We start from the raw sequence: 12089 nt of genomic DNA, 5'->3' as shown, positions 1-12089 counted from the left end.
GCCGCTATCGAGCAGCTGATCAGCTGTCGCTCCGGTCACGGTCTCCGCGGTACGACGAAATCGCCCCATGAACGAGTTCCTCTCCCGTGAAGTTGACCTGAACGAACGGCATAGCGTTCCAACCGGTTCTTGCTCCTACGGATGCGGGTGGCCGGAAACCGCCCATCAAGCTCCCACCCTCGTGTTCTGAGTATTGGAAGCAGCAGTTGGTTACTGTAATTTGACCATCCGTTAGTCGGCCAGGTTGGGGAACCATGGGTGGCCGAGGGGGAGGGACCAGGACATTGTTTGTCCACGTCCAGCGGGTTGGCTTGTGGCCAGTCTCATCAGCTGGATTCCGGCACACCTTGGCGCAGACGCATAAGCATGGTGCCTCAAGGCATGTTTGAGCGCGGCCAGAGAGTGAGGGTCCGAGCCGTCGGCGTCCCGGAGTTCGCCACAGTCAGGTTCGCTCTGCCCGGTGACCAATCGGGGACATGGGATCTCATCCTGGTCGACGACGAGGACCGTCGTCACGAGGTGAATCTGGCAGCCGGAGACACCGAGACCGTGCGACCTCTCGTCAGCGACGGGCAGGCTAACTCCGCCCGTGTGCTGGCCGCGATGTGGACTCAGTGGATGAACGCCGCGGCGACCAATGCCGAGTCCAGCGCGATGGCAGCCACGCCGCTGAAGCCGTACGCGCACCAGACCACGGCCGTCTACGGAGCGATGCTCCCCCAACCCCTGCTGCGTTTCCTTCTCTGTGACGAGCCGGGTACCGGAAAAACGATCATGGCTGGCTTATATCTGCGTGAGATGCAGAGGCTCGGCCTGATAAAGCGCGCGATCATCGTGTGCCCGGCGAACCTCGCCACCAAGTGGGTGGACGACTTCCAGCGGTTACTGGGGGGCGGGCTGCGTCAGCTGACCTCGGCCACGGTGCGTGAGGACGCTCTGAACTCCAACGACCTGTGGGTGGTGTCGCTGGAGTTAGCAGCAGTGAACCCCGCAGTGCAGGACGCCATCCGGCCGGACAAGGCCGGCTGGGATCTGGTCGTCTTCGACGAGGCGCACCGACTGACTCCGACTGCCGCCGGCTTCCACCAGGTCGGACGGCTGCTGGCCAAGAACACCCCGCGGGCCCTGCTGATGACGGCAACGCCGCACCGGGGCAAAGAGTGGCTCTTCCGACATCTGCTGCATCTGGTGGACCCGGAGATCTACCCGGATCCGGGAAACGACCCCACCATCGAACTCAGTGCACTGCGTCCCGGCCCCATCCACTTCCTGCGGCGGATGAAGGAAGACTTAGTCGACTACGACGGCACGACCCGGCTGTTCAAAGGGCGCACCGCGCACAACCACAGCGTCCCGCTCTCGCAGACCGAGTACGGCTTCTACAGGGCTGCCCTAGATATGGTCGACCGGTTCTTCCCTCCAGTGGCGCAGCCGCTTGCCCGCATGGTCTACGGCAAGCGAGCAGCCTCCAGTCTCTACGCGCTGGCCGAGACACTGCGCCGGCGGCACGAACACATGGGGGCGATGAGCGAGGCGGAGGCGGCGCTCATCGCCGACCGCGAGGATCACGGTGACGAGGCCGAGGTCGATGAGGCCAAGGTGATTCACACGATCTCAGCCTCGACCAGGGCTGAGCGGGCCGCGATCAACAACCTCGTGCAGCAGATCGAGGCAACAGTCAGTGACTCTCGCTGGCAGCCGTCGAAGTGGAAGCGGCTCACCGACGACTGCCTGGCCGCCCACGGAATCCACCCTGGGAACAGTGAACAGGCCGTTGTCTTCACCGAGTACGCAGACTCGGCCGAGTGGATCGCCCGGCGGCTCCAGGCCCAGGGATACACCGCCCAGCTCTACTCCGGCCGCCAGGGAAAGACCGAACGCGACGAGGCGCGCAAGGCATTCATGCGCGGCGAATTCCAGATCATCGTCACCACTGACGCTGGCAACGAGGGTATCGACCTGCAGGCCGCGCACGTGCTCGTGAACTACGACATCCCGTGGTCTTTAGTCCGCCTCGAACAGCGGATGGGACGCATCCACCGCGTCGGTCAGCAGCGCGACGTCTACCTCTACAACCTGGTCGCCACCGACACCCGGGAAGGCAAGACCCTGCTCCGCCTCCTGGACAACTTCGTTACGGCCGCGAACGAGCTGCGCGGCCAGATGTTCGACAGCCTCTCGGCGGTCGCCGAAATCACCGGCGTCGACTACGACAAGTGGCTGTCGGACCTCTACGGCAACGACGAGCTGAAGAAGCAGCAGGCCATCGACGCCGCCCAGGCGGTCCAAGCTCAGGAACTCAGCCGGGCAGCCCGGAAGGTACGGGACAACGAGCGACGCCTGGCCAGCCAGGTGGACGCGGTGGCCGCACTGACCCTGCTTCAGCGTGATCTGTTCGCACGCATCAACCCGGCCATCGTCGAGGCATACCTCGACCGGCTCGCGGCGGCCGGCGTGCTGAAGTCCGCTCCGACCGCGGCCGGACCCGGGTTCCGGCGGCTCTCCCTAAGCGGCAAGGCCATATTTCCGGCCACTCTGGGCGGACAAAACGAGGTTCACGTCGCCACCAGCGGGGACGTGGTGCGCGAAGCCTCGGAGAGCATCGACATCGGTGACACCGTCACCCTCGGCCCCGGTGAGCCCGGCTTCAGCGACCTAATCAACACAGCCGAGCACACCCTGGCCGAGGACCTGTACCAGTCCGGCGCCGCATCCGACCCCACCAGCCTCACCCCGTACGACTTGTACGCGTATGAGGCGACGATGACCGAAAGCAATGGCAAGCGCGCAAGCATATGGGCCACCTTGATCAAGGTGGACGACAGCGGCAATGCCCGCCCGGTGCGATGGGAGTCCCTGGCCAACCTCGTGCCCACCGACCAGTACGGCGGCTCACCGCATCCGGCCCGTGAGGGCCACGCGCTCACAGCCGCCCGTGAAGTGGCCGCCACGACCGTCGCGGAGCACCGGAAGGTGCGCGCCGACTGGTTCGCCCAGGCCCGCCGCGACCTGACCAACCTGCCGCTGAGCCTGACCGATCGCATCGATGACCGCGCCGCCCGTCTTGAGCTGCGGCACCGGCTTCAGACCCAGACCGCTCAGCGACTCGAAGAGCTTGAGCGGCTCGCGGACGTGCATCTGACCGAACCGAAGCAGGTGGGTCGAATCCGCGTCCTGGCCACCGCCGACATCAGCGTCCAGGCCGAGATCGACGCCGAGCTGGTTTCCATGCGGCGCGTGCAGCAGCTCCTTGAGGACGACGGCTGGACCGTGGCCGATGTCCACACCGAGGGCCGTGGTTACGACTTGGAAGCTCGCCGCCACAGCCAGGTCCGCCATGTCGAGGTCAAGGGCGTGCTGGGCAGCGCGGCCAGCGACGGCATCCGGATGACAGGCAACGAAGTCCTCATCGCGACCCAGCACCGCAAGGAGTACTGGCTCTACGTCATCGACCAGTGCGCCGATGGCAAGGGCCGATTCTTCGGCGCTTACCAGGACCCCGCCACCCTCTTCGCGAACGTCATGACCGGGAACGCGGTGTTCCGTGTCCCGGGCAGCAGCCTCAAGAACGCCCCCGGGAGCAACGCATGACCCGAATGATTGAACGCTGGTTCCCCTGTGCCGAGGTTTCGGCGAACAGTTCAGCAGGATGGGGAAGCGGTGCGACCGAGATCGGGCTGTTCCCGTGGTTCGCGAAGCGTCCAGTCGCACAGGCCAAGGCTGCGGTGGTCTGCTCGCTGCTGCCCTGGCCGGAGGATCAGGCTGAGCAACAGCGTCTTCAAGAGCTGGTACACAAGGCCATGTCCGGGCGCTACGCCGCCTGGCAGACGCTCCACGACGAGATCCTCAAAGCGAACCCTGAGGGCGCATCAGTCCTGGACCCGTTCAGCGGGCGCGGAATGATCCCGCTCGAGGCGGGGCGGCTCGGGCTTGAGGCCCATGGTGTCGACTACAGCCCGGTCGCGGTGCTGGCCAGCACACTCCTCACCGACTTCCCTCTCCGGGACTGGTCTCAGGAGCCGAGCCTGCCGTTCGCCGAGGAAAGCGACGCCCTCTACGATGACCGGCCCCGGCTGCTTGTTGACGTTCGCGCAACTCTCGATGAGGTGGGACGCCGGTGGACGGCAGCCATGGCGGACTACTACCCCGAGGTCAACGGCAAACGGCCGTGGGGGTATCTGTGGGCCATCGCCATACCGTGCCAGGAGTGCGGCAACCGGTTCCCTCTGGTCGGCTCGTACGAGCTGCGAAGGCCGAGTCAGAAGCGCGGTCGCAAGGGCGCTCCGCCTGTCATCGATCCCGGCCAGTCGTTCTACATCGAAGCCGACCCGGCTGCCGGTACCTGCGCAGCGGTGGTGCACGAGGGCCCTCCAACGCGTACTCCAACACTGACGCGCGCTCGTACGGCTGAGGGTCGCACGCTGCCGGGGAAGTCTGCGATCTGCCCCTTCTGCAGTCATGTGCACCCACTCGATGTGCATCGCCGACTCACCGACGAGAGGCGCGCCACAGACATGCTCCTGGTGGTGGCCGACCACTCGGACGACTTCGGCAAGGAGTACCGGGAACCCACCCAGGCAGAGCTCTCGGCTGTCGCCACAACACCCGCGGCACTACGTGAGCTGTCCGACCCGAGTCCGTTTCTGAGTGCCGTACCGGACGAACGGATCGCACCGGGCAACAACAACATCATCGGGCCGTCCATCTACGGGGCGCGCACCTACGGCGACTTCATGTGCGATCGGCAGACCCTGGCCTTCGTCATGCTCACCCGGTCCATCGCCGAGGTGGCCGACGAACTCATGTACAAGGCGGGGGTGAGCCCTGACTATGCGCGAACGCTGAGTGGTTACGCAGGGGCGGTCGTCGCGCGGAAGCTGCGGAGAGCTACACGCGGTTGCGCTCTCGATCCGAAGCTCAACAAGGTTCACGATATTTACGCGAACCAGGGGTCGATTGTGTTCTCCCAGGACTTTTTCGAGGTGGGGATCGGCACCGGTCCGGGATCGTGGTCGTCGCTGTGCAAGAGCAGCATGGCGACACTCTCAAACCTGATGACTGACATTCAGGGGACGCCGGTCAGCGTGACTCGGGGGTCGGCCACCTCGATGAACCTGAGGGACGCGTCCATCAACACTGTGGTGACTGACCCGCCGTATGACGAGATGATCGCGTATGCCGACTCCTCCGATCTGATCTACGCATGGCTGAAGCGCGCCCTGCACAGCACCTGGCCCGAGCTCGTCGTCACTTCCGACGAACACGGCTGCCAGGAGAAATCGGAAGAGATCATCGTCAAGCGGGTCCGGGGAGAGGCTCCTAACGAGCACCGAACTCGCGAGCACTACGACACGAAGATCGCCCAGGCGTTCGGCGAGATGCGTCGCGTGGTCCGCGACAACGGACTGGTGACCATCGTGTTCGGATCCGGAGACCCGGAGGTCTGGCAGCGCCTGCTCACGGCCATCGAGAAGGCCGGCCTGGTGATGACGGGGTCCTGGCCTGCGAACACCGAGGCCAGCAACCATCAGGGCAAGGCGAACATCGAGACCACCCTGACCATGACGTGCCGCCCCATGGCGCCCGGACGATCCCCTGGGCGCAAGGGCGCGGTCGAGGCGGAGATCAAGGCAGAGATCAAGCAGCGTTACCCGGACTGGGAGCGGTGGGGCTTGGCCCCGGCAGACATGCTGATGGCCGCTGCCGGACCGGCCATGGAGGTCGTCGGCCGTTACAGCGAGGTCCTCGACGCCAAGGGCGAACCCGTCGACATCTACACGTTTCTTCCGCTGGCGCGAGCTGCAGTCCAGGAGGCCATGGCCGTCGAGATCAATCACCAGCCGCTGGAGACCTTTGACGCTCGAACGCGGTTCGCGTTGTGGTGGATTACGCTCTACAACCGCCAGATCCGGGCGAAGTCCGAACTGCGCTGGCAGGCTCTGGCTTCCTCGCTCGACCTGGCAGCGATACGCGACCTGGTTCCTGATGCCGACAAGGGTGTGCGGTTCATCGCCGCCCGCGACTACGAGGGCAAGATCGACGGAGATTCGACCGTCATCGACATCGCCCTCGCACTCGCAGCTGCCTCGGAGGAGGGCCTCCAGGCCATGGGGCAGGTACTGGCGGACGCAGAACACGCGGCCGACGACACCTTCCTGTGGGCCGCAGTCCAGTTCCTCGCGGACCGGCTTCCCGACAACGACCCAGACTCCGTCCGCTTCACCCGCGTGCTGCGCAACCGGGTCGGCGTGGTCAGTGCCGCCGAGGCAGCCGCCGCGAACAACTACGAAAAATCCCAGCTTCAACTCATCGACGACGTCCAGTTGCGGCTTACGTGATGACGACCAACACCACCCCCGTGATCCTCGTGTCCACCAGCCCAGGAGAGCAGCCATGACGACCAACGTGACGCCGTGGTGGAAGGCACTCAAGCTCCGCCAGGAGATCCACAGCGCCTCCGGGCAGATCGATGACGTACAGATGTCGCTGTTCCGAGCCGTTCACGCCACGGGAGCCGACCGGCCGCCCTATGCCGACGCCGACTACTACGGTGACATCACTCACCCGGCCGAACGGCTCATCGACCTGCTCACCGAAATCGCAGTCCGCATCGGTGGTGGCGACGACTACTTGAAAGCCCGAGCAGTCACCCGACTCGACCAGGGCATGGGCGGTGGTAAGTCGCACGCATGCATCGGCGCCTACCATCTGGCCGCCAATCCAAGGGCGCTGCTGGGAACCGAGCTCGGCCAAAGGGTGAACGAGCGCGCGAGGGCCAGAATCGGCCACCCGCTTGCCGGCGGCCTCGGACGTCCACATGTCGTCGTTCTGCCCTGCGACAACATGACCCCAGGGGCCGGGGTACAGGAGTTCGACGGGCCCGCGGTCAACCTCTACGAGCGTTTCCTGTGGCGTCTCTTCTCCAAGGACTACACCCTCTTCGAACGCTATCGGCGGTTCTGGAGCGACAAGCACAAGATCGCCGAGGCCATCAGCGCGGTGAACCGCCCCGTACTGATCATCGTCGACGAGGTGCTCGACTACATCGGCAACGGACTGGACGGCGCAAACCAGACCGACCTGGCGGCCCAGGACATGGCGTTCCTACGGGCCCTGCTCGATGTCGTCAATGACGTCCCTCATGTCGCGATGCTGGTCGTGATGATCGCCTCCGACATCGACAAGACCGCGCTCTCGCCCGCCGCTCAGGCCCGCCGCGACGACCTGAATAGCCAGCTCGACCGCAACGGCTTGCCGACCACCGTGACCGGCGTGGGCGACTTCGCCGACATCCTCCGCCGCCGGCTGTTCGATGCGGAACCCGCCGGTGAGGTGCTCGCTGCGACTGCTGCGCTCTACGAGGAAGTGCTGACAGACAAGACCTGGAGCAAGCAGGTCTGGGACCCGATCGGAGCTGCGTGGCGCCGCAACTGGCGTGCAGAGATGACAGCTTGCTACCCCTTCCATCCCATGCTGATGAGCCTGGCTCAGTCGGAGTGGAGCAAGGTCACCGGATTCCAACGGGTCCGGTCCACGATCCGCATCTTCGCCGCCACGGTCTATGCCCTGCAGCAGCGCGGTAAGGCAGGCGAGTGGGTGCCGGCGCTCATAGGGCCCGGAGACCTGCCGCTGTCGGACAGCACCGTCCGAGAGGCGCTCCTGGGCAGCGGCCTGGTGGAGGACGACCGCACCATCGCGAACTATCGGAGCCTGGCCGAGATCGAGGTCATCAACCACGACGGCTCGTCAGGCGCAGCGCGCCGCCAGGACCTCGAACGGCAGTCCAGCACCTGGGGCACGAACAATCCACGCGCGGCTGAACGGGCGGCCACCTTCATCTTCCTGGCGAGTGTTGTCGGCACCCTGCGCCCGGGGCGGGGCCGCGGAGCCAGTGCCCCTGAGGTCAAGGCGGCCACCAGCGTGCCGGAGGCCGCGTATACCGTCACCGACGCCGACGGCGTCGTCGATGAGCTGGTAAATCCGAACCAAGGGATGAGCGCGCTCGACATCACTCCCGGTCAGGGCAACAACAAGCCAGCCCGTTACTTCCTCTCCACCCGGCTCACCCACCGCATGCTGGTGAAGAACATCCGGCGCACCATCACCGAGACCGAACGCGACGCGGTAATCGCCGACATCGCGAAGAGGCTGGCCAGCAGCGGCCCATTCCGCGATCTGCAGTTCGTGCCGGCGGACCCCCAGCGCAATCCCGCCGACGTCCTCGCCACGGCCGGCTTGGACACCGCCTACACCACCCGGCTCATCGTCCTCGACCCGGCGCAGTACAGCCTGCGCAACGGCATGGAAAAGCCGACCCTCGAGGCACTCACCGTCGCCATGGGGCTCGGGCAAGGTGCGCAACAGCTCCCCGTCCAGTGGGCCAGCAGCGCGGTGTACGCCGTGGTGAACACCCAGCAGCGCGCTCTTGCACGGAACTTAGCGGTGGAGTACCTGGCAAGGCAGAAGGCCCTGCAGGCGCCCGAAATTCAGAACGACGACGAACTCAAGACGATCGGTGCCAAGGAGCTCGCCGAGGCCAAGACTCAGCTGGAGAAGGCGCTCAAGCGGGCGTACCAGCATGTCGCCTACCTGGCCCAGCCCGACCCGGACGGAGAGCGGTACCTCGACCAACTCACATTCGACAAGGACAACATCACCGCCCTCGACGGCATGCTCGTCTGGAAGGGCCTCGCCGCTCGGGACAAGGTTTTCGACACTGGCCAGTTCAGCGCCAAGGCTCTCCTGCACAACCTTCGCGACCACGACTACGGCAAAACCCTCTCCGACATCCGAGCCGCCTTCTACAGCGCCCCACGTTTGCCGCTGCTTTACGGGGGTGACCGCGACCTTCAACAGGCGATCTACGATGCTGTCAGCCAGGGCCTGCTTAGCATCGTTGACGGAGCGGGCACCGAGGTGGAGGTCACAGCCCCCGGACAGGTCAACCTGGCGAGCACGGGCCTGCGCCTCGCCAAGCCACAACCCAAGACGTGCGCCAGCTGCGACCAGCCAGTTCACGAAGGTCGATGCTCCTTGAGTGCCGACAACACCGTCGATAGCGGCTCGACGCACAAGCCAGGCAGCCCAGCTGTCGACACACCGAGCATGCCTCGGCAGCGGGAGACCGAGGGGCCGAGTCCGGACCAATCCCCAGAAAGGGAGCAGGTCAGGGACCGGCAGGTCGCCTTCTCGTTCACCAAGAACCTCCTGGCCAACGGCGACAGCGCCGACGGTTTCGCTGCACTCTTCCGGGCGTTCTACATGGCCCTAGACGAAAGGCAGATCAGCTATCTGCAGGGGACTCTCCAGTTAGTCATTCAGGCCGATGAGGCCGAGCAGATCCAGCAGTGCCTGGAAGAACTCGGCATAAGCGGAACGTTCAAGGAGATCTGACGGGTTAGCCCGCATGCCGGTGACGGCATGCTTCGGTGTGCGGGCACGCTGGCCGACTACGACTGCTCTCCGACGCCGAGGAGCGCATCATAGGGACGAATCTGCACGCCCGACCGGTCCATGAAAACCAGCGTCCCCCGGCATGACAGTCGGGGCGCTTCGAGCTGTACCTGTTCCCCCGCCTCGGCGTACTCAAGATGCGCGGCCTTCGCGCCCGCCACGCTCAGGGCGTCTTCCCTGGATCGTCTCCGGCAACGCGCGCCGCCTGGAGCACCGCACCCACGTCATCGAACCGCGAACGTACCCGTAGTTCTTCTCCGACCGCGCTGGTAGAGCTGTCCGGCCTGCCGCCGATGAGGCGGAGAGTCTGGCGCTAGCCGTCGACATCACGCTCACGACCATGCAGGCGATGCTCACGTCGATGCGGATGACGACCGACACGTACCAGGCGGTGCTGCCTGAGATGCACGCCGCAACGACCTCGGCCTTGTACCCCATCACCACATACCGGGCAGCAGAAGGCCAGAAGGAAGATGAAAAGAAGGACACGGAGACGGACGGACGGAGGTCCGACCGGGGCCCAGATTGGGCTCACCGGGCACCTCAGGGCCCAATCGGCAGGTGGCTTGGACCAGAAGTTGATCAAGTAAATGAGAAAAGGTCAGGTCAGGGGGTGCCTGGCCAGGCTTTTCTCGGATCCGCTTTCGGGACTCGAACCAGAGACCTACGCATTACAATGCGTAAGGCGCTCCCGGCTCCGTGTTGGACCCATCTGGCCCTCGTAAGACCTCACAGGGCAGTGGTGTAGACCGCGAATCGATCAAGGGAATGGGAAAAGGCCAGGCCAGATGGGGCCTGACCTGGCTTTTTATGGAGCCGCCTTCGGGATTCGAACCCGAGACCTACGCATTACGAGTGCGTTGCTCTGGCCATCTGAGCTAAGGCGGCGCGCTGTCCGCACTATGGTGCGATCAGCAACGTCGGTAAGTCTACACAGTTTCCGGGGGTGCTCCGACCATGCCCCGGGAGTGGGGCTCCCGGGACCGGTGGGGTGGCTACGAGCAGCGTTTTCCCTGCGTGGGGGGCGTTCCGTGGAGGAGGTAGGCGTTGATCGTCGAGTCGATGCAGGTGCTGCCGCGACCGTAGGCGGTGTGGCCGTCGCCGACGTAGGTGAGGAGCCGGCCGGAGGAGAGCTGGCGGGCGAGGGACTGGGCCCAGCCGTATGGGGTCGCGGGGTCGCGGGTGGTGCCGACGACCACGATCGGCGCCGCGCCCCTGGCCTCGATGCGGTGGGGTGCACCCGTGGGCTGAACCGGCCAGTAGGTGCAGTTCAGGGAGGCCCAGGCCAGGCCCTCGCCGAAGACGGGGGACGCCTTCTCGAAGGCGGGCAGGGACTTCTTCACCTGGTCGGGGCCGGTGAAGGCCGCCGGGAGGTCCAGGCAGTTCACGGCGGCGTTGGCAGACATCAGGTTCGTGTAGTGGCCGTTGCCGCTGCGCTCGTAGTAGCTGTCGGAGAGGGAGAGCAGCCCGGCGCCGTCGTTCTCGTTCATCGCCGCGCTCAGTGCGTCACGCAGTTGCGGCCAGGCGTCCTCGTCGTACATCGCCGCGATCACCCCCGTGGTGGCGAGCGCTTCGCCGAGCTTGCGTCCGTCGGGGTCACCCGTGGCAACGGGGTGGGCGTCGAGCTTGCGGAAGAAGGCCTTGAGGTGGTCGCCGACCTGTGCGGGGGTCGTGCCCTTGCCGCCGAGCGGGCAGTCGGACTGCCGTACGCAGTCCTTCGCGAACGCCTGGAACGCGGTCTCGAAGCCCGCCGTCTGGTCGAGGTTCAGCCTGCGTGCGTTCAGGGACGGGTCCATAGCACCGTCAAGGACCAGGCGGCCCACCCGCTCCGGGAACAGCCCTGCGTAGGTCGCGCCGAGGAACGTGCCGTACGACGCGCCCACGTAGTTCAGCTTCGGGTCCCCGAGCGCCGACCGCAGGACGTCCATGTCCCGGGCCGCCTCGACGGTGGAGATATGGCGGAGCAGACCCGCCGAGTGGGCCCCGCACCCCTCCGCGAACTTCTTGTACTCCCCGACCAGCGCGTTCGTCTCCTTCTGGTCGTCGGGGGTGACGTCCGTCTGCGTGTACGTGTCCATCTGACGCCCGTCGAGACACTCGACGGGCTCGCTGCGGGCGACGCCGCGCGGGTCCATCGCCACCATGTCGTAGCGGGCACGGACCTCCTCCGGGTAGCCCAGGCCGGCGTACTGCTGCAGGTACGCGACCGCCGAGCCCCCCGGCCCGCCCGGGTTGACCAGCAGTGAGCCGAGCGGCTTGCCCTTGTCGCTGGCCTTCTTGCGGGCGACGGCGAGTTTGACGTCTCCGGCGCCGGGCTTGGCGTAGTCCAGCGGAGCCTTCAGCGTCGCGCACTCGAAGTCGGGGACTCCGCAGTCGCGCCAAGCGAGCTTCTGTCCGTAGTACGGCTTCAGCGCGGCCGGCGTCGAGCGGGGCAGCGCGGCCAGCGCCGCCTCCGCCTGCGTCGGCGCCTCGCTGGTCGACGTGGACGGGTTCCCGGAGGAGCACGCGGAGACGAGCAGGGCGGCTGCCGCCAGGAGGGCGGCCGCGGCCCCACCACGAGGCCGGAGTCGAGTTCGGAGGCGGGGTCGGGTTCGGGGTCGAAGCCGGCGGGAGGTTCGCCTATTGTGCATCATCTG

General features: G+C 65.9%; 4 protein-coding genes and 1 tRNA gene. 3 read left to right on the top strand and 2 right to left on the bottom strand.

Going from position 1 to position 12089, the window contains the following annotated elements; genetic code table 11:
• The first annotated feature begins 381 nt into the window (after positions 1–381).
• The 3 genes from N8I87_RS22030 to N8I87_RS22020 are packed head-to-tail and all read left to right on the top strand — an operon-like array spanning position 382 to position 9393.
• The gene (locus N8I87_RS22030; RefSeq protein ID WP_263210995.1) at positions 382–3591 is read left to right on the top strand and encodes a helicase-related protein; all 3210 of its coding nucleotides are present in this window, start codon (positions 382–384) and stop codon (positions 3589–3591) included.
• Positions 3588–6338, top strand: a complete 2751-nt coding sequence (locus N8I87_RS22025; RefSeq protein WP_263210994.1) for a DUF1156 domain-containing protein — start codon at positions 3588–3590, stop codon at positions 6336–6338. The genes N8I87_RS22030 and N8I87_RS22025 overlap by 4 nt, the downstream gene beginning before the upstream one ends.
• 55 nt (positions 6339–6393) lie before the next feature.
• A complete protein-coding gene (locus N8I87_RS22020; protein ID WP_263210992.1) occupies positions 6394–9393 on the top strand; it encodes a DUF499 family protein in 3000 nt (999 codons plus the stop codon).
• An 871-nt stretch (positions 9394–10264) separates the two neighbouring features.
• Here the strand turns inward: N8I87_RS22020 and N8I87_RS22015 are convergent.
• Positions 10265–10341: transfer RNA gene (locus N8I87_RS22015), tRNA-Thr, on the bottom strand.
• A 107-nt stretch (positions 10342–10448) separates the two neighbouring features.
• Positions 10449–12083 (bottom strand): alpha/beta hydrolase, encoded by a 1635-nt coding sequence (locus tag N8I87_RS22010; protein WP_263210991.1) that lies wholly within the window; start codon positions 12081–12083, stop codon positions 10449–10451.
• Positions 12084–12089 lie beyond the last annotated feature (6 nt).

The organism is Streptomyces sp. HUAS 15-9 (assembly GCF_025642155.1).
Taxonomy (GTDB): domain Bacteria; phylum Actinomycetota; class Actinomycetes; order Streptomycetales; family Streptomycetaceae; genus Streptomyces.
This window is presented reverse-complemented; position numbering and strand designations above follow the sequence as displayed.

What these genes read in the sequence shown, in the direction of transcription:
- N8I87_RS22030 (WP_263210995.1), top strand. Translation starts at nt 382, where the DNA reads ATGTTTGAGCGCGGCCAGAGAGTGAGGGTCCGAGCCGTCGGCGTCCCG.
- N8I87_RS22025 (WP_263210994.1), top strand. Translation starts at nt 3,588, where the DNA reads ATGACCCGAATGATTGAACGCTGGTTCCCCTGTGCCGAGGTTTCGGCG.
- N8I87_RS22020 (WP_263210992.1), top strand. Translation starts at nt 6,394, where the DNA reads ATGACGACCAACGTGACGCCGTGGTGGAAGGCACTCAAGCTCCGCCAG.
- N8I87_RS22010 (WP_263210991.1), bottom strand. Translation starts at nt 12,083, where the DNA reads ATGCACAATAGGCGAACCTCCCGCCGGCTTCGACCCCGAACCCGACCC.